Genomic DNA, 15,804 nt, shown 5'->3' with positions numbered 1-15,804 from the left:
AGTGCCGGCAGACTGGGGTGCGTGACCGCAGCCGAGCAGACCCTGGCCGCCACCTTCACCGAGCACCGGTCGCACCTGATCGGCGTCGCCTACCGGCTCACCGGCAGCGTCGCCGACGCGGAGGACGCGGTGCAGGAGGCGTGGCTGCGGCTGACCCGGCTGTCGGACCGGGCGCGGGAGGACATCCAGGAGCTGCGGGGCTGGCTGACCACCGTCGTGGGGCGCATCTGCCTGGACCGGCTGCGGTCGGCGGCCGTGCGGCGGGAGAAGTACGTGGGCCAGTGGCTGCCCGAGCCGCTGGTCACGTCGTTCGAGGACGACCCGCTGGAGTCGGTGGTCCGCGACGACGGCGTGCGGATGGCGGCGCTGGTGGTGCTCGACCGGCTCACGCCCGAGCAGCGGGTGGCGTTCGTGCTGCACGACGCGTTCGGGGTGCCGTTCGAGTCGATCGCCGAGACGCTGGGCTGCACGGTCGGCACGGCGCGCCAGCACGCCTCGCGGGGCAGGCGCGCGGCGTCGGCCGCTCCCCCGCCGCCCCGCGTCGCGCTGGACGAGCAGCGCGAGGTGCTGGAGCGGTTCCTGGCGGCGCTGGCCTCCGGTGACGTGGACGCGGTGGTCGGCCTGCTGCACCCGGACGCCGTGGTGGTGGGCGACAGCGGCGGCAAGGCGCGCACGGCGATCAACGTCATCACCGGCGCGGAGAAGGTCGCCCGGTTCGCGCTGGGCCTGGTGCGGCGGTACGGGGGCCTGCACGGCGGCGAGGCGGTGCTGGTCAACGGCGAGCTGGGGATCAAGGTGCGGGCGCGGGACGACCTGGCGGCCCGCGTGAGCACGTTCGTGGTGCGCGACGGCAAGGTGGCCGCGTTCTACGACTTCGCCAACCCGGACAAGCTCAAGCACGTCCGGTTCTGATCGTCCCGGCGGCACCCGGTCCGGCACCGCTCGACCCGGCGGTGCGCGACCGTGGCGGTGCTCGGCCGTGATGTGCACAACTGTGATGTGCACGACTGTGATCAGCGCTACACGGGAGCGTGTGTCCACAACGCGATCAGCCGGGTGCGGTCGGCCGTCCGGCAGGCACGGCCGACCGCACCCGGCCCGCTCACGGCATCGGCACCCGGCACGCGTCGCCGGAGGTGAAGCCCTGGTCGGTGATCCCCAGCGCCGAGTTGAACCGGCCGCGGTGGTTCTCCAGCGCGATCAGGTAGGTCAGCTCGACCACACCGGCGCGCCCCAGCCGCTCCTCCAGTTCGGCGACCTGCTCGTCGGTCACCGTGATGGGGGTTTCGGTCATCGCGTCCGCGTAGGCCAGCGCCAGCTTCTCCAGCTCGGTGTACTTGTCCGACGACCGGTAGGTGTGGATCTCGCGCAGCCGGTCGACGTCCAGCCCCTCATGCTTGATCAGCATGGCGGTGAAGTCGACGCACCACGAGCAGCCGAGCTTGGCCGCCGCCGCGTACACCACCAGGTCCCGCAACGACGCCGGCAGCGTCTTCGCGGCCCCTTCGACACCGAGTTCGTGACGCGCGCTCGCCATCATCAGCTTGCGGTGGTGCGCGGTCACCGCGACCGGTTCCGGCACCGCGCCGAACTTCCGCCTTGAGAACCAGTACGCCAGCTTGACCAGCGGGTTCGCCTCTCGGGTCGTGAGCAACGGAATCCTGGGCATGTCCCCTCCTGTCTCGGTTCCACACCGGGGACGGGACGGGCGCGCGGAACGTGACACCTTCAGGTGACTGGGTTGGTGGTGACGGAGGGCATAGCGTCGATTCCCATGACCAGTCTGACCCTGGAACTCGACCCGGAAGCCGCCGGAATGCTCGCGGGCACCCTGCTGGCGGGCGACTCGTGCGCCGTCCGGGTCCGCCACGGCGAGCGCGGCTCCGTCCTGCTGTGCGCGCTGCCCGGCCGCGACGGCGAGGGGATGCGGCTCCAGCTCCGCTTCCCGGATCAGGGCGCGGCGACCTGGGCCAGGAAGTAGACCGCGCCGGTGCCGGCGTGCCGCACCAGCAGCAGGTGCGGCCGGTCCACCCGCACGGTCCGCGCCGGCGGGTGCTCCACGACCGACGTCAGGCGCATCGTCACGGCGGTCGCGGCCGCGCCCTCGAACCCCTGCTCGTCCACCCGCAGCACGGATTCGTGCAGCACCTCGTCCACGCGCAGCCGCGGGTCGGGGCTCAGCCCGGTCAGCCCGGCGTCCTCGGTGAACACCGCGCGCACCCCGACCGCGCGCAGCGCGTCGCCCAGGGCCGTCGGCACGGCGAGGTCCAGCTTCGGCAGGAACAGCTCCACCCGTTGCCGGTCCAGCGCGTCCAGCACCCCCGGCACCCCCTCGGTCGAGCCGAGGTCGCCGGCGGGCAGCAGCACGACCGCCTCCACGCCGCCCCGCGCCGCGAGCGCGACGGCCTCCCAGCCGGCGGTCCGGCCGTAGCGCAGGGTGGTCTCCAGCCGCATCGTCGGCACGTCGCCCGCGCCCCGGAACGGCCGTGGCGCGGTGTCGCGCGCCGGGAACTCCTCGGCCCACGCGCACTTCAGGTACAGGGCGTTGACCAGCGTCGCCACCGTGTCCGCGGTGATCGCGCCGGGCGGCAGCAGCCGCGGCACCAGGCCCCTGGTGGTGTCGGCGACGTCGGCGTTGATCACCTCGCGCACGCCACCCGGATCGGCGCGGAACGGCGCGGACCGGACCCGCCCGCCCGGCCACCCGGCCACCTCCGCGAGGAAGTCCTCGCGCAGCGGCAACCCCTCCCACACCCACAGCGTGTTCGCGACGGCGGACTCGGCGTCGTCGCCGACGTCGGACGCCTTGAGCAGGTCGGCGTGGTCCTCGCCGAGCAGCGCGACGACCTCGCGCCGCGCCGTGCCGCGCGCGGCGCGGGCGACCATGCCGAGCGCGGCGGCCACCGAGTACGGCGACCAGCACGCGTTGCGACCGCGATCGGGTGCGATGGCGTCGTGCAGGGCGAGGACGAACCTCAGGTGCGCTCGATCAGGCACTGGCTCGCCTCCACCGCCACGGGGTCGTCCGGGATCGGGCGCTCCCCGGCGCCCGAGGACGGCCCGAGCGGCTTGGGCCGCCGGGGCTCGCGCACCCCGGCGGACCCGTCGTCCGGGTCGTCGGTCCAGCCCTCGTCGGTCACGTCGCCGGCGTACACCGGGTCGCGGCTTGGTCTGCGCCACGGCCACGGTCGGCCCGGCGGTCGCGTGGACTCCTCGGCCATACCCCGAGTGTGCCACCGATCACAGCGGAACGGAGGAGCCGTTCGCCAGGTGCCACGCCACGGCCTGCGCGTCGGTGAGCGAGGCGACCTGGTCCACCACCACCCGCAGCCGGGCCGCGTCGTCGGCGGCGGCGTGCCAGGCGGGCGCGAACGCGGCGTCCAGCGCCTCGGGCGCGCGGTCCAGCAGCCGGTGCACCAGCTCGGTGATCAGCTCGCGCTGCCGCTCCTGCATCCGCAGGCGGTGCGGGTCGCTCATCACGTACCGGACGGCGACCGCCTTGAGCAGCGCGACCTCGGCCGCGACCAGGGGCGGCACCACGAGGTCGGCCGCGTAGCGCGACAGCGGCCCGTCACCGTGGACGTCGCGGGTCGCGCTGACCGCCGCCGACGCGAACCGCCCGACCAGCTCGCTGGTGAGCCGCTTGAGCGCCACCTGGGCCCGCGGCGACCCGTCGTAATCCGCCAGCTCGGCGATCACCGGCAGCCGCAGCAGCTCGTCCGCCGTGGCCTCCAGCGCGGACACCGGCTGGTCGGAGAAGTGCTTGGCGGCCAGCTCGGCGATCGCGGCGCGCTCCTCCGGGTCGCCCAGCGACGCGAGGCTGATCCGGTGCCCGAGCACGCCGTCCTCGACGTCGTGCACCGAGTAGGCGACGTCGTCGGCCCAGTCCATCACCTGGGCCTCCAGGCACCGCCGGTCGCCGGGCGCGCCGTCGCGGACCCAGTCGAAGACCTCCAGGTCGTCCTGGTACGCGCCGAACTTGGCCGTGCCGGGACGCCGCGGCCAGGGGTACTTCGTCGCGGCGTCCAGGCAGGCCCTGGTCAGGTTCAGCCCGCGCTCGGTCTTGGGTTCGAGGCGCGTGAGGATGCGCAACGTCTGCGCGTTGCCCTCGAACCCGCCGCACGCACCGGCGAGGTCGTTCAGCGCGCGCTCGCCGTTGTGCCCGAACGGCGCGTGCCCGATGTCGTGCGCGAGCCCGGCGGTGTCGACCACGTCGGGGTCGCACCCCAGCTCCTCCCCGATGCCCCGGCCGATCTGGGCGACCTCCAGCGAGTGCGTGAGCCGGGTGCGGGGCACACCGGTGACCTCGGCGCCCTCGCCGGGTCCGACGACCTGCGTCTTGCCCGCCAACCGCCGCAGCGCGGCGGAGTGCAGCACCCTGGCCCGGTCGCGGGCGAACGGCGTGCGCCGCTCCACCCGCACGCCGGCCAGCGTCGCCTCCTTGGGTCTTTCGACGACCATCCGAGCCGAGTCGTGCTCGGTGTACCGATCGCTCATCGACCAAGCCTAAGGACCACCGGCGCGCGGCGCGCACGGGTCCGGCCGGCCGAGGCGCCCGAGCCGCGCGGACCCGATCCGGCCGGGGCCACGTCAGAGCACGATGCCGTCGAACGCGTCCACCGGGGCCTTCATCAGGTGGTAGTAGAGCAGCGCCCCGGTCTCGCGCCGGATGTAGAACAGCTGCGTCTCCCGCGTCTGCACGTTGGGTCCGCTGCGGGTCGGCGAGGTCCACGCGTCCAGGCCCTCGTCCTCGGCCATCGTGCGGGCGCGCAGCGAGTGCCACGGGTCGGACACGATCACCGCCGTCTTCAGCGACTTGGCCCGCGCCGCCGCGGCCAGCGCCCGGATGCTGCCCAGGGTGTCCGCGCCCTCACCGACCTCCAGGATGCGGTCGGCGGGCACGCCGTGCTCCTCCAGCCAGATCCGGCCGGCCTCGCCCTCGGTGAAGTTGTCGCCGGGCTGGCGACCGCCCGTGGTGGCGATGTACTCCACCACGCCCTGCCGGAACAGCCGGCGCGCGTGCTCCAGCCGCGCCTCCAGCACCTCCGAGGGCACGCCGTTGTACTGCGCGGCGCCGAGGACCACGGCCATGTCGGCGTGGGTCCGGTCGTCCTCGCGCGCCACCTGCCACACGCGGAACGCGGTGCCGCCCACGACGAGGAACCCGACCACGAGGGCGCCGATCAGCGCGCGTTGGACCAGACGGCGGAGCCGGGCCAGGAAGGTCACCCGACGATGATCCCACACCCGGCCGGCGGGCTGCGAGGATCGGGGGATGCCCGCAGAGCGACCCACGATCCTGGCCACGTCCGGCGGCTACCGGCCCGGCGCGCGCACGCACCTGGAGTTCCACCGACTGGTCCACTTCGCGGTGGAGCTGTCCGGCGCGACCAGGCCCCGGCTGTGCCACGTCGGCACCGCGGGCGGCGACCAGCGGTCGTTCAACGCGCACGTCGACGAGGCGGGGCGGGTGGCGGGCTGGGAGGTGAGCCACCTCAACCTGTTCACGATGCCGCCCACCGCCGACCTCGCCGGCTTCCTGCTGGAGCACGACGTGGTGTGGGTCGGCGGCGGGAGCGTGGCGAACCTGCTGGCCGTGTGGGAGGTGCACGGGCTGGGCGCGGCGATGCGCCGCGCGTGGGAGGCCGGCGTCGTCCTGGGCGGGGTGTCGGCGGGGTCGATCTGCTGGCACGTCGGCGGCTCGACCGACTCGTTCGGCCCCGAGCTGCGGGTCGTGACCAACGGGTTGGGGCTGCTGCCCTACGGGAACGGCGTGCACTACGACTCGGAGGCGCTGCGCCGGCCCACGATCCACGCGGCCGTCGCGTCGGGCGCGCTGCCCCTCACCTACTGCACCGACGACGGCGCGGGGCTGCTGTACCGGGGCACCGAACTCGTGGAGGCCGTTTCGGAGCGCCGAAGCGGCGGGGCGTACGTGGTGCGCCGCGAGGAGTCTTCAGGAATCGCACAGGAGGAAACGCTCGACATCAGGCGGTTGTGAACCGATCCTGGCCCTGTGGGACGACGCGGGTGGCTGGGCGGGCTGGCGCTGGCCATCGCCGGGGTGTGCGTCGCCGCAGCGGCCATGACGAGCCCGAGCACCCACACGGCGCTGTCCGTGGACCCCGCCACCGGGCACGCGGGCGACGCCCCGACGGTGTCCGCCGGGGACGCGGTCGGCGCGCCCGACCTGTCGGCGGCGGTGGCGCGGGCGGTCGAGGCGGCGGGTGAGGCCGACGTCGCGGTGTCCGTCCTCGACCTGGCGACCGGCGCCCGCGCGGACCACCGGGGCGACGTGGCGTTCCCCTCCGCGTCGCTGAGCAAGCTGCTCGTGGCCGTCGACGTGCTGGGCTCCGGCGAGGTCGACGAGGAGGACCGGGAGCTGCTCCGCCGGGCGCTCGGCGCGAGCGACGACGACGCGATGAACGCCCTGTGGACCCGGCACGACGGCTACGGCGCGGTCGGCCGGGTCGCCCGGCGCGTCGGGCTGACCAGGACGCGCGCGCCGGCGGACGGGACCCAGTGGGGCGAGGTCGAGCTGTCGGCCGACGACCTGGCGCTGCTCTACCGGCACGTCCTCACCGCCCTGCCCGAGGCTGAGCGGGACTTCCTGGTCGCCGCCCTGTCCGCCGCGCCGCAGGTCGCCGCCGACGGGTTCGACCAGGCGTTCGGCCTGCTCGCGCCGGGGCTCGGCGCGTACGCCAAGCAGGGCTGGATGTGGTACGAGCCCGCCGGCCTGTACCTGCACAGCGCGGGCGTCGTGGACGGCCGCTACGCCGTCGCGCTGCTGTCGCGGCACGGGACCGCCGTCGACGCGGCGGGCGACCTGCTGACCGGCGTGGCGCGGGACCTGCTGGCCGGGCTGGCCGAGCGCTGACCCGGTCCGGGTGGCCCCGCGCGGGGCCACCCGGACCGGTGCGTCGAGCGGGATCAGCCGGCCGAGGGCCGGATCAGGTCCACCGTGCGACCCGCGGTGCGGTGCGCGTCCGCCCAGTGCTCGATCGCCTGATGGCACGCCTGGTCCAGGTGGCGCAGGCCGCTGAGGTCCACCCGCACGTGCTTGGTCACCGGCAGCGACTCCAGCGCCTCCAGCAGGCGGGGCAACCGGAGGAACGTCGCGTTGCCGCGCAGCGTCACGTGCTCGTGCTCCTGCCCGTCGGGCGTGACGCTGACCGACAGCCGCGACACGTCCCACGCCGTCTTCACCACGGCCGCCAGCAGGCCGGCCAGGGTGCCGGTGAGCAGGTCGGTGGTGATGATGAGCCCGGCCGTGAGCAGCAGCACCGCGCTCTCCGCCCGGTCGGTGCGGACCAGTTCGGCCACCCGCCGCGGCTCCAGCAGCTTCCAGCCCGCCTGGAGCAGGACCGCGGCCAGCGCCGCCAGCGGCACGTACGCCAGGACGCCCGGCAGCGCCACGACGAACACCAGCAGCCAGACGCCGTGCAGCACGCGGGACGCCTTGGTGCGCGCGCCCGCCTGGACGTTCGCCGAGCTGCGCACGATCACCGCCGTCATCGGCAGCGAGCCGAGGACGCCGCACACCGCGTTGCCGACGCCCTGGGCCACCAGCTCCTGGTTGTACCGGGTGCGGGGACCGCTGTGCATCCGGTCCACGGCCGCCGCGCTGAACAGGCTCTCCGCCGACGCGACCAGGGCGAACGTCACGATCGCGCCGATCAGGCCGGCGTCGAGCACCGACAGGTCGACCAGCGCGACGACGTCGGTGAGCGGTCCGACCTCGATGCGTTGCAGCGGCAGCAGGAGCCCCACCGCGCTGGCCACCACCACGGCGACCAGCACGCCGGGCACGGCCCGCAGCCGCGACCGCTTCCACAGCGCGGCGACGGCCAGCGTGAGCAGGCCGACCCCGATCGCGGCCGGGCTGGTGACCGCGCCGACCACCAGGCCGGGCAGCCCGGCGACCTTCTCGGCGGTGGTGGCGGGCGCGGCCCGCCCGGCGAACGGGTAGAGCTGGCTGAGCACCAGCACGAGGCCGATGCCCGCGAGCATCCCCTGCACGACGGACGGCGAGATGGCCCGGAACCAGCGGCCGAGGCGGAGCAGCCCCATCAGGATCTGGAGCAGCCCCGCGCCGAGGACGATGACGCCCAGGGCGGCGAGCCCGTGCGCGGCCACCGTGTCGGCGACCAGCACGGTCAGGCCCGCGGCCGGACCGCTGACCTGGAGCGAGCTGCCGGGCAGCAGGCCGACGACGATGCCGCCGACGATGCCCGTGATGATGCCCAGTTCGGCCGGGACGCCGGAGGCGACGGCGATGCCGACGCACAGCGGCAGCGCCACCAGGAACACCACCAGGGACGCGCCGACGTCGGGCCAGTAGGAGGAGGTCCCGCCGGACGAGCGGGACACGGGTTCTTCGATGTGCATGGTCACGCCAAGCTCCTAGAGCGGCTGGAAGCGGTCGGCGGCGAACGCCGACACTTCGCCGGACTCGATGTCGTAGAACCAACCGTGGGTGCGCAGGTCGCCGGAGGCGATCCGCTCGCGCACGAACGGGTAGTCCTCAAGGGTGCGCAGCTGCGCCAGCACGTGCTCCTGCCCCTCGGCCCGCAGACCGGGGTCGGCGGGCGCGGAGGTGCGCAGCGGCGCGTGCGAGGCGAGCCAGCGCAGCATGGTCGGCAGGTGCTCCAGCGACCGCCGCCCGCGGTGCAGGGCGTTGACCGCGCCGCAGTGCGAGTGCCCGCACACCACGATTTCGGCCACGCCGAGTTGCACCACGGCGAATTCGATGGTGGCCATCTCGCTGGACGCCGAGTGCGGTGAGAACGCGGGGATCACGTTGCCCGCCGTGCGCAGCTCGAACAGGCTGCCGGGTTCGGCGCCGGTGATGGCCGCGGGCACGATGCGCGAATCCGCACAGGTGATGAACAAGGCGGTCGGTGACTGGCCGGCCGCGAGCCTGCGCCCCGTTTCGGGGGAGCGCCGCTGCGAATGCGTCCGGGCGTGCTGAACTAGGTGACGGAATTCCATCGGATTCCTCACTGGTCAGTAGTGGCGAGGATGCGGTTGTGGCACAGCGGGGGTGGTCAGTTCCGGAACACCTGGAGCGTCGACGGCGTCAGCCGCGTGTGCAGGTGGTCGGTGGCGGGGTCGAGCGGCACGGGTTCGGGCGGCTCGACCCTGGCGCAGGCCGCCGCGCCCGGCCGGAGGGAGGGGCAGGCGCGGTGCTGGTGGCCCGCGCGCTGGGCGGAGGACAGGGTGCGCGGTTCCGGGCCCTTGCGGTGCTCGCGGTTGGGCTCTTCCTCGGACAGCGCCTCGTTGGGCGTGGGCGCGCGGTTGCCGGGCACGGCGGTGAGGAGCACGTGCTCCGGGCCAGACGGCGCGGGCGTGAGCACGGCGACGAGCGCCAACAGCACCGCCGCGACCACTGCACGCGCCATGACACCCCCCGATGATCCGCGCTCGTGGTCCCAGTCTCACAGCGCGCGGTGACGTCAAGGTTAATGGTGAGGCGGTTTCATCACTTTTGCCCGATATTCACCCGTTTGAACCCCTTTTTCGCACTCAAAAACATGAGCATTACTCATTGTGACGGGATTCCGGGCGGCGCAGCCGGATCACAGCTCAGTAGCGGCGAGGAGGAACGCCGCCGCACCGAGACAGGTGATCGCGCGCACGTGGTTCGCCGGCACCCATTCCCGCAGATAGCGCGCCCAGCACTCCGAGGACCCGCGCTCTTCCGACGCGCGGTTGCGCGGCACGTGGTAGGCGGCGGTCAGCACGACCCCGCCCAACCGGGGACGGTGGCGTCCCTGGCGACCGCCGCGGGCGCGTCCCGCGCCGCGTTCGCCCGCCGGTTCACCGACCTCGTCGGCGAGCCGCCGATGGCGCACCTGACGGGCTGGCGGCTCACCCTGGCCGCCGACCTGCTGCGCGACCCGTCGGTGACCGTCGCCGCCGCGGCCCGGCGGGTCGGCTACCGCGCGCCGTTCGCGCTGAGCACGGCCTTCGGGCGGGTCCGCGGCCGGAGCCCGTCCGGGTACCGGACGACCGCCTGACCGGACCGCCTGACCGGACCGCCACCGTCGCGTGCCGGGGCCCGGTGCGCGCGCACCGGCCGCGAGGCACCGCCGGGTACGACCGCAGGCCGCGGACCACCGCCCGCGACCGGGCACGGCCGACCCGCCCCCACCGGCTCGCGCGGCGGGGCGAGGTCCCGCACGCGTCAGGCCCCGATCAGCCGGGCCGCCAGGTAGCCCTCCAACTGGTCCATCGACACCCGCTCCTGGGACATGGTGTCGCGTTCCCGCACGGTCACCGCGTGGTCGGTCAGCGTGTCGAAGTCGACCGTCACGCAGAACGGCGTGCCGATCTCGTCCTGCCGCCGGTAGCGGCGGCCGATCGCGCCCGCGTCGTCGAACTCCACGTTCCAGTGCCTGCGCAGCGCGGCGGCCAGGTCCTTCGCCTTCGGCGACAGGTCGGCGTTGCGCGACAGCGGCAGCACCGCCGCCTTCACCGGGGCCAGCCTGCGGTCCAGGCGCAGCACGACGCGCTTGTCCACGCCGCCCTTGGCGTTGGGCGCCTCGTCCTCGGTGTACGCCTCCAGCAGGAACGCCATCATCGGCCGGCCGACACCGGCGGCCGGCTCGATCACGAACGGCCGGTACCGCGAGTTGGTGGCCTGGTCGAAGTACGACAGGTCGACGCCCGAGTGGTTGGAGTGCGTGGTGAGGTCGTAGTCGGTGCGGTTGGCGATGCCCTCCAGCTCGCCCCACTCCTGGCCGCCGAACCGGAAGCGGTACTCGATGTCGACGGTCCGCTTGGCGTAGTGCGACAGCTTCTCCCGCGGGTGCTCGTAGTGCCGCAGGTTCTCCTTCGAGATGCCCAGGTCGGTGTACCAGCGGGTGCGCTCGTCGATCCAGTACTGGTGCCACTCCTCGTCGGTGCCGGGCTCGACGAAGAACTCCATCTCCATCTGCTCGAACTCGCGGGTGCGGAAGATGAAGTTGCCGGGCGTGATCTCGTTGCGGAAGCTCTTGCCGATCTGGCCGATGCCGAACGGCGGCTTGCGCCGCGACGTGGTCTGCACGTTCAGGAAGTTGGTGAAGATGCCCTGCGCGGTCTCCGGGCGCAGGTAGTGCAGGCCCTCCTCGGTCTCCACCGGGCCGAGGTGGGTCTTGAGCAGTCCGTTGAACATCTTCGGCTCGGTGTACCGGCCGCGCGTGCCGCAGTTCGGGCACGGCACGTCGGACACGTCGCCCTCGGCCACGTCCTTGCCGGTGCGCTCGGCGTACTCCTCGGCCAGCGTGTCCTGCCGGAACCGCTTGTGGCACGAGTTGCACTCCACCAGCGGGTCGACGAACGCCTCCACGTGGCCCGACGCGACCCACACCTCGCGCGGCAGGATCACCGACGAGTCCAGGCCGACCACGTCGTCGCGCCCGCGGACCACGGAGTTCCACCACTGGCGCTTGATGTTGTCCTTCAGCTCGACGCCCAGCGGACCGTAGTCCCAGGCCGACCTGGTGCCCCCGTAGATCTCACCGCACGGGTAGACGAACCCACGGCGCTTGCACAGGCTGACGACGGTCTCGATGCGATCGGCTGCCACGGACACTCCATCGGAGGACGAACAAAACGGGCTTGCCAGGGTAGTCCCCGACGACGGGCCCCCATCGGGGGACCGCGCCGCGGCCGGGGCGCTACCGCGGTGTCGCCGGACCCGCCGCCTCGCCCAGCCGGACGGTGCCCGCGTCCCGCGCGACCAGGCTCGTCAGCCGCTCCACCGAGCCGTCGCCCGCCACCAGCAGCGGCTCGTACGCGGACGGTTCCGCCGACGCCTCTGACAGCAGCGGCACGACGTGCTCGCGGACCTCGAACGGCGACAGGGCGCGGCGGTAGGCCACCACCGAGTCGAACTCGACGGTCAGCACGAACAGGTCGGCCTCGTCGGTCGACCGGCCCAGCGCGCCCCGGCGGCAGCCGGGTTGGGCGGTGAGCAGTTCCAGCGCCCTGGTGGCGCGCGCCGTGAACGGCTCGGCGGCGGATTCGGGCACGGTGAACCGGCAGACGAGCAGCACGGTGCAAGGATGCCACGGTGGCGGATTCGAAGCGGACGCTGATCCCCGGTTCGGGGCCGTTGGCCCGCGTGCCGGCCCCGGCCGTGTTCCTGCTGGTCCTGGCGCTGTTCGGGCTCGGCGTGTTGGTGCGCGGCCCGGTGGGGGCGCTGCTGCTGGGCGCGCTGGCCCTCGGGGTGGCCGCGCTGCTGGCCGTGACGTGGCGGTTCCTCGCGCCCGGCGCGCGCGTCCTGCGGGTGCTGGTGCTCGGGGTGCTCGTGCTCGTCACCGTTTCGGTGCTCTGACCGTAGTATCGGTGGTGAAAATCCATACCACCTGGAGGCGCCGTGACGGTCGAAGTGCGGAGCGAGCACGTGCACTCCCCCCTGCGCGGCGCGGCGCGGCCGGTACCGCCGCGGCCGGCGCACACCCTGTCCGCCGCCGGGGAGCTGCTGCGCGCGCTGGCCGCGCCCGTCCGGATCGCGATCGTCCTCCAGCTGCGCGAGGCCGACCGGTGCGTGCACGAGTTGGTGGAGGCGCTCGGCCTGGCCCAGCCGCTGGTCAGCCAGCACCTGCGGGTGCTGAAGGCGGCCGGTGTCGTGCACGGCGAGCGGCACGGGCGCGAGGTCGTCTACCGGCTGGTCGACGAGCACCTGGCGCACATCGTGGTGGACGCGGTGGCGCACGTGGACGAAGGCCCGCGTGGTATCAACTCCGGAGGACTCGGGACGGAGGACCTGTGACGACGAGCGAGCGCCCCAACACCGCTGTGCCCGGTTTGCGATCCACCAAGCAACGCGCCGCCGTGTCCAAGCTGCTCGACTCGCTGGACGAGTTCCGGTCCGCGCAGGAACTGCACGAGGAGCTGCGCAAGCGCGGTGAGGGCATCGGCCTGACCACGGTCTACCGGACGCTCCAGTCGCTGGCCGACGCGGGCGAGGTGGACGTGCTGCGCACCGACTCGGGCGAGGCCATCTACCGGCGCTGCTCGGCGCACCACCATCACCACCTGGTGTGCCGCACGTGCGGCCGGACGGTCGAGGTGGAGGGCCCGGCGGTGGAGAAGTGGGCGGACCGCGTGGCGGCGGAGAACGGCTTCTCCGAGGTCAGCCACACCGTGGAGATCTTCGGCACCTGCTCGGACTGCGCCAAGTCGCGCTAGCCGCGCGGCGCACGGGCGGGGGCCGCCGCGCCACCGCCCCACCCAGGGGCCGGGGACCCTCGCCGGCCCTCGGACCTCACCCCTCGTAGGTGTCCTCGGGCGGGACGATCGGCGTGATCCCCTCGACCGTGAACGTGGGCACGTAGGCCGTCTCCTTCGTGGCCGAACCCGGCACGACGCGGCCGGTGGCCTCCACCCACTGGTCGGTCGGCAGCGCGCCGAAGTCCTGCCCGACCATCAGCACCTTCACCGGCGCGGCGTCGGCGGCGCAGCACGAGATGGTCAGCCGGGCCAGGTAGACGTTCTGCTCCTTGCGCACCACGAACCCGGTGAGCCGGACCGCCCGGCCGTCGAGGGAGCCGGAGTCGTCCCAGGCGGTGCGGGTGACGAACTCGGTGATGGTCAGCGGGATGACCGCGTCCGCGGGCAGCGGCGCGAACCCGTTGCCCGCCCTGGACTCCTGGGCGGCGTTGCGGTCCGTGCGGTTCACCGTGTCCGCGCCCAGGGCGGGCGGGCTGATCAGGAACACCGCCAGCACGGGCAGCAGCAGCAGCCACGGGCTGCGCGAGCCGTGCTCGTGGCCCTCGTGGTGGCCCGCCGACCCGGCGCCGCCCCCCGCAGCCCCGGCGTCGGCACCGCCCCCCGCAGCCCCGGCGTCGGCCGCGGGCGCGGCGTTCCGGCGCTGCCCGGCCAGGTCCCGGACGATCGCCACCGCGGCCAGCAGGATCATGACCGCGCCGGTCGCGACCAGCCACGGCTGGAGCGACTCCTTGACGTACCGCAGGTAGGTGCCGGTCAGCGCCAGCTTCAGCAGCGCGCCGCCGAGCAGCACCAGCAGGACGTTCTGCGTCTCGCGCCTCACAGGAACACCACCCCCGCCGCGAGCGCGCTCGCGATCGCCACGACGAACGTCACGGGCGCGAACCGCGCCGCGAACGACCGCCCGAACGCACCCGCCTGGAGCGCGACGAGCTTCACGTCCACCGCCGGGCCGACCACCAGGAACACCAGCCGGGGCAGCAGCGGCAGCGCGGTCATGGACACCGCCACGAACGCGTCCGCCTCGCTGCACAGCGCCAGCACGACCGCCAGCAGCGCCATCACCAGGACGCCCAGCACGAGCTGCGCGCCCAGCGCCTCCAGCCACGCGGCCGGGACCAGCACGTTGAACGCCGCCGCGAACACGCCGCCGAGCACCAGGAACCCGCCCGCCTCCACGAGGTCGTGGCGGGCGGTCTCGGCGAACACGACCCACCGGGACGTGCCGTCGCGGTCCGGCAGCCGGCGCAGGGCCCGTTCCGCGATCCACCCGGCCTTGCCGAACCGCGTCCACAGCCACCCCATGACGACGGCGGTGAGCAGCGAGCCGACGAACCGCGCCGGGACCATCAGCGGCGCGTCCCGGAACGCCACGGCGGTCGACACCAGCACGATCGGGTTCACCGCGGGCGCGGCCAGCAGGAACGACAGCGCCACCGCGGGGGCCACGCCCTGCTGCATGAGCCGGCGCGCGACCGGCACCGACGCGCACTCGCAGCCGGGCAGCGCGACACCGGCGACGCCGGCCACGGGCACCGCGAGCGCGGTCTTCTTCGGCAGCAGCCTCCGCAGGGCGCTCGCGGGCACGAACGCCGCGATCGCGCCGCTGATGAGCACGCCGAACACCAGGAACGGCATCGCCTGCACGCAGACCGCCACGAAGACCGTGGACGCCGTGCGCAGCACCGGCGCGTCCAGCGCGGCCACCAGCCAGTCCTGGAACACCAGGGCCACCACGAGCACCACGCACAGCACTTCGAGGGAGGTGACCCGCAGGCGGGGCGGTGTGCGGCGCGGCCGCGACCCCCGGATCTCGCCAGTGATTGTCACTTTCGAGATGATGCCAGGATCCGCCCGCGCCGCCGAACCGACCTCCGTCGGTCCCCCGCCGCCCGCCGAGCGCCGTCCCCGCGCGCGAACCGCCCGCCTACGTCGGGTCTTCCACCTCTTCGCGCAGCTCGTCGATGGTCGACAGCACGTCCATCGCGCTGCGCACCGGCAGCAGCGGCTCCACGACGGCCGTCACGCCCCGGCCCTCCTGGAGCACGGACTCGGCCAGCGCCACCGCCTCGTCGCGCTCGTAGGGGCCGCACACGAACGAGTCCCAGTCCTCGCCCGCCGACGCCTCGAAGGTGATCGCCCAGGGCAGGCCCGCGACGTCGGTGTCGTCGTCCGGCTCGTACACGATCACGCCGCCCATCAGGCTCCGCCTTCCACGCTCGCCAGCAGCTCCGCGCGCAGCTGGGACGCCGTCGAGACCACCAGCATGAGCAGGGTGCTCAGCGGTTCCGCGCGCAGGCCCTCCGCCGGGAACGCGTACCGCAGGGTCACGTCCATGCCCCGCGCGGTGTGCACCACGCCCAGCGTGCCGAACAGGCCCTGACCCGCGCGCTCGGCCGCCGACACGGCCAGCCTCGGCTCCTCGGGCAGGTCCCACGCCACCACGCAGGTCAGGCTCAGCACGGTCAGCCCCTCGGCGAGCCGCATCGCCTGCACCGCGCACGGCACCTCGCCGTGCCGGAAGCTCAGCGCGCCGTCGTCGTCCACGTGCACCTCGTGGAACATCTCCAGCGCCTCGCGGGCGGC

At 73.9% G+C, this 15,804-nt stretch carries 22 protein-coding genes and 1 pseudogene; 8 read left to right on the top strand and 15 right to left on the bottom strand.

Annotated features, from left to right (window positions below):
* Positions 1 to 12: 12 nt before the first annotated feature.
* Positions 13 to 912, top strand: a complete 900-nt coding sequence (locus C8E97_RS08660; RefSeq protein ID WP_121011125.1) for a sigma-70 family RNA polymerase sigma factor — start codon at positions 13 to 15, stop codon at positions 910 to 912.
* A 190-nt stretch (positions 913 to 1,102) separates the two neighbouring features.
* Here C8E97_RS08660 and C8E97_RS08655 read toward each other — a convergent pair whose 3' ends face one another.
* Positions 1,103 to 1,669 carry a carboxymuconolactone decarboxylase family protein gene (locus C8E97_RS08655; protein ID WP_121003282.1) on the bottom strand — a complete coding sequence of 189 codons (567 nt, stop codon included), beginning with the start codon at positions 1,667 to 1,669 and terminating at the stop codon, positions 1,103 to 1,105.
* 105 nt (positions 1,670 to 1,774) lie between these two features.
* Here C8E97_RS08655 and C8E97_RS08650 point away from each other — a divergent pair, with 105 nt between their 5' ends.
* Entirely contained in the window at positions 1,775 to 1,981 is a 207-nt protein-coding gene (locus C8E97_RS08650; protein WP_147455034.1) for a hypothetical protein, read from the top strand.
* Here the strand turns inward: C8E97_RS08650 and C8E97_RS08645 are convergent.
* The 4 genes from C8E97_RS08645 to C8E97_RS08630 all read right to left on the bottom strand — a co-directional run bounded on the left by C8E97_RS08645 (position 1,951) and on the right by C8E97_RS08630 (position 5,229).
* Positions 1,951 to 2,997, bottom strand: a complete 1,047-nt coding sequence (locus tag C8E97_RS08645) for a serpin family protein (RefSeq protein WP_121003278.1) — start codon at positions 2,995 to 2,997, stop codon at positions 1,951 to 1,953. The two genes, C8E97_RS08650 and C8E97_RS08645, sit on opposite strands and share 31 nt — an antisense overlap.
* Entirely contained in the window at positions 2,976 to 3,221 is a 246-nt protein-coding gene (locus C8E97_RS08640) for a hypothetical protein (protein WP_147455033.1), read from the bottom strand. Before C8E97_RS08640 ends, C8E97_RS08645 begins: the two co-directional genes overlap by 22 nt.
* A 19-nt stretch (positions 3,222 to 3,240) precedes the next feature.
* Positions 3,241 to 4,497, bottom strand: coding sequence for a deoxyguanosinetriphosphate triphosphohydrolase (locus C8E97_RS08635; protein ID WP_121003274.1), 1,257 nt, complete (start codon positions 4,495 to 4,497; stop codon positions 3,241 to 3,243).
* Between the two features lie 93 nt (positions 4,498 to 4,590).
* Entirely contained in the window at positions 4,591 to 5,229 is a 639-nt protein-coding gene (locus C8E97_RS08630; RefSeq protein WP_170211695.1) for a YdcF family protein, read from the bottom strand.
* 46 nt (positions 5,230 to 5,275) lie between these two features.
* Here C8E97_RS08630 and C8E97_RS08625 point away from each other — a divergent pair, with 46 nt between their 5' ends.
* The gene (locus C8E97_RS08625; RefSeq protein WP_121003272.1) at positions 5,276 to 6,001 is read left to right on the top strand and encodes a Type 1 glutamine amidotransferase-like domain-containing protein; all 726 of its coding nucleotides are present in this window, start codon (positions 5,276 to 5,278) and stop codon (positions 5,999 to 6,001) included.
* 15 nt (positions 6,002 to 6,016) lie between these two features.
* The gene (locus tag C8E97_RS08620; protein ID WP_121003270.1) at positions 6,017 to 6,877 is read left to right on the top strand and encodes a serine hydrolase; all 861 of its coding nucleotides are present in this window, start codon (positions 6,017 to 6,019) and stop codon (positions 6,875 to 6,877) included.
* Between the two features lie 53 nt (positions 6,878 to 6,930).
* Here the strand turns inward: C8E97_RS08620 and C8E97_RS08615 are convergent, their stop codons facing one another.
* The 4 genes from C8E97_RS08615 to C8E97_RS35860 form a co-directional block, all read right to left on the bottom strand.
* On the bottom strand, positions 6,931 to 8,388 hold the full coding sequence (locus C8E97_RS08615; protein WP_121011119.1) for a SulP family inorganic anion transporter: 1,458 nt from the start codon (positions 8,386 to 8,388) through the stop codon (positions 6,931 to 6,933).
* A 15-nt stretch (positions 8,389 to 8,403) separates the two neighbouring features.
* Entirely contained in the window at positions 8,404 to 8,991 is a 588-nt protein-coding gene (locus C8E97_RS08610; RefSeq protein ID WP_121003268.1) for a carbonic anhydrase, read from the bottom strand.
* A 56-nt stretch (positions 8,992 to 9,047) separates the two neighbouring features.
* Positions 9,048 to 9,401: a hypothetical protein gene (locus tag C8E97_RS08605; protein WP_147455032.1), complete on the bottom strand. Its 354-nt coding sequence runs from the start codon at positions 9,399 to 9,401 to the stop codon at positions 9,048 to 9,050.
* A gap of 177 nt (positions 9,402 to 9,578) precedes the next feature.
* Positions 9,579 to 9,755, bottom strand: a complete 177-nt coding sequence (locus C8E97_RS35860; protein WP_246019460.1) for an anthrone oxygenase family protein — start codon at positions 9,753 to 9,755, stop codon at positions 9,579 to 9,581.
* Between C8E97_RS35860 and C8E97_RS35855 the strand changes: the two are divergent.
* Positions 9,672 to 10,019: pseudogene (locus C8E97_RS35855) on the top strand (helix-turn-helix domain-containing protein); the annotation flags it as partial. The gene C8E97_RS35860 and the pseudogene C8E97_RS35855 overlap by 84 nt on opposite strands.
* A gap of 167 nt (positions 10,020 to 10,186) precedes the next feature.
* Here the strand turns inward: C8E97_RS35855 and C8E97_RS08595 are convergent.
* Positions 10,187 to 11,572, bottom strand: coding sequence for a glycine--tRNA ligase (locus tag C8E97_RS08595; protein WP_121003262.1), 1,386 nt, complete (start codon positions 11,570 to 11,572; stop codon positions 10,187 to 10,189).
* Between the two features lie 91 nt (positions 11,573 to 11,663).
* On the bottom strand, positions 11,664 to 12,041 hold the full coding sequence (locus tag C8E97_RS08590) for an antibiotic biosynthesis monooxygenase family protein (protein ID WP_121003260.1): 378 nt from the start codon (positions 12,039 to 12,041) through the stop codon (positions 11,664 to 11,666).
* Positions 12,042 to 12,058: 17 nt separating this feature from the next.
* Between C8E97_RS08590 and C8E97_RS08585 the strand changes: the two genes are divergently transcribed.
* Genes C8E97_RS08585 through C8E97_RS08575 form a run of 3 tightly spaced genes read left to right on the top strand, consistent with a single transcriptional unit; the run spans position 12,059 to position 13,179 of the window.
* Positions 12,059 to 12,322: a hypothetical protein gene (locus C8E97_RS08585; protein ID WP_121003258.1), complete on the top strand. Its 264-nt coding sequence runs from the start codon at positions 12,059 to 12,061 to the stop codon at positions 12,320 to 12,322.
* Positions 12,323 to 12,364: 42 nt separating this feature from the next.
* Complete coding sequence (locus C8E97_RS08580; RefSeq protein WP_121003256.1) at positions 12,365 to 12,760, top strand: ArsR/SmtB family transcription factor; 396 nt, start codon at positions 12,365 to 12,367, stop codon at positions 12,758 to 12,760.
* Entirely contained in the window at positions 12,757 to 13,179 is a 423-nt protein-coding gene (locus C8E97_RS08575; protein WP_121003254.1) for a Fur family transcriptional regulator, read from the top strand. Before C8E97_RS08580 ends, C8E97_RS08575 begins: the two co-directional genes overlap by 4 nt.
* Before the next feature lie 76 nt (positions 13,180 to 13,255).
* Here C8E97_RS08575 and C8E97_RS08570 read toward each other — a convergent pair whose 3' ends face one another.
* The 4 genes from C8E97_RS08570 to C8E97_RS08555 all read right to left on the bottom strand — a co-directional run bounded on the left by C8E97_RS08570 (position 13,256) and on the right by C8E97_RS08555 (position 15,783).
* The gene (locus C8E97_RS08570; RefSeq protein ID WP_121003252.1) at positions 13,256 to 14,041 is read right to left on the bottom strand and encodes a TIGR03943 family putative permease subunit; all 786 of its coding nucleotides are present in this window, start codon (positions 14,039 to 14,041) and stop codon (positions 13,256 to 13,258) included.
* Positions 14,038 to 15,048 (bottom strand): permease, encoded by a 1,011-nt coding sequence (locus C8E97_RS08565; RefSeq protein WP_121003250.1) that lies wholly within the window; start codon positions 15,046 to 15,048, stop codon positions 14,038 to 14,040. Before C8E97_RS08565 ends, C8E97_RS08570 begins: the two co-directional genes overlap by 4 nt.
* A 97-nt stretch (positions 15,049 to 15,145) precedes the next feature.
* On the bottom strand, positions 15,146 to 15,418 hold the full coding sequence (locus C8E97_RS08560; RefSeq protein ID WP_121003248.1) for a hypothetical protein: 273 nt from the start codon (positions 15,416 to 15,418) through the stop codon (positions 15,146 to 15,148).
* A complete protein-coding gene (locus C8E97_RS08555; RefSeq protein ID WP_121011116.1) occupies positions 15,418 to 15,783 on the bottom strand; it encodes a hypothetical protein in 366 nt (121 codons plus the stop codon). Before C8E97_RS08555 ends, C8E97_RS08560 begins: the two co-directional genes overlap by 1 nt.
* Positions 15,784 to 15,804: the final 21 nt, after the last annotated feature.

It is taken from the genome of Saccharothrix australiensis (genome assembly GCF_003634935.1).
GTDB classification, from domain to species: Bacteria; Actinomycetota; Actinomycetes; order Mycobacteriales; family Pseudonocardiaceae; genus Actinosynnema; species Actinosynnema australiense.
The sequence above is the reverse complement of the archived record's forward strand: the minus strand, read 5'-3'. Positions and strand labels throughout refer to the sequence as shown.

Excerpts from the sequence above, each read along its gene's own strand:
- C8E97_RS08555 (WP_121011116.1), bottom strand. The coding sequence starts at position 15,783 with ATGTTCCACGAGGTGCACGTGGACGACGACGGCGCGCTGAGCTTCCGG.
- C8E97_RS08625 (WP_121003272.1), top strand. The coding sequence starts at position 5,276 with ATGCCCGCAGAGCGACCCACGATCCTGGCCACGTCCGGCGGCTACCGG.
- C8E97_RS08635 (WP_121003274.1), bottom strand. The coding sequence starts at position 4,497 with ATGAGCGATCGGTACACCGAGCACGACTCGGCTCGGATGGTCGTCGAA.
- C8E97_RS08655 (WP_121003282.1), bottom strand. The coding sequence starts at position 1,669 with ATGCCCAGGATTCCGTTGCTCACGACCCGAGAGGCGAACCCGCTGGTC.
- C8E97_RS08610 (WP_121003268.1), bottom strand. The coding sequence starts at position 8,991 with ATGGAATTCCGTCACCTAGTTCAGCACGCCCGGACGCATTCGCAGCGG.
- C8E97_RS08605 (WP_147455032.1), bottom strand. The coding sequence starts at position 9,401 with ATGGCGCGTGCAGTGGTCGCGGCGGTGCTGTTGGCGCTCGTCGCCGTG.
- C8E97_RS08640 (WP_147455033.1), bottom strand. The coding sequence starts at position 3,221 with ATGGCCGAGGAGTCCACGCGACCGCCGGGCCGACCGTGGCCGTGGCGC.
- C8E97_RS08560 (WP_121003248.1), bottom strand. The coding sequence starts at position 15,418 with ATGGGCGGCGTGATCGTGTACGAGCCGGACGACGACACCGACGTCGCG.
- C8E97_RS08650 (WP_147455034.1), top strand. The coding sequence starts at position 1,775 with ATGACCAGTCTGACCCTGGAACTCGACCCGGAAGCCGCCGGAATGCTC.
- C8E97_RS08615 (WP_121011119.1), bottom strand. The coding sequence starts at position 8,388 with ATGCACATCGAAGAACCCGTGTCCCGCTCGTCCGGCGGGACCTCCTCC.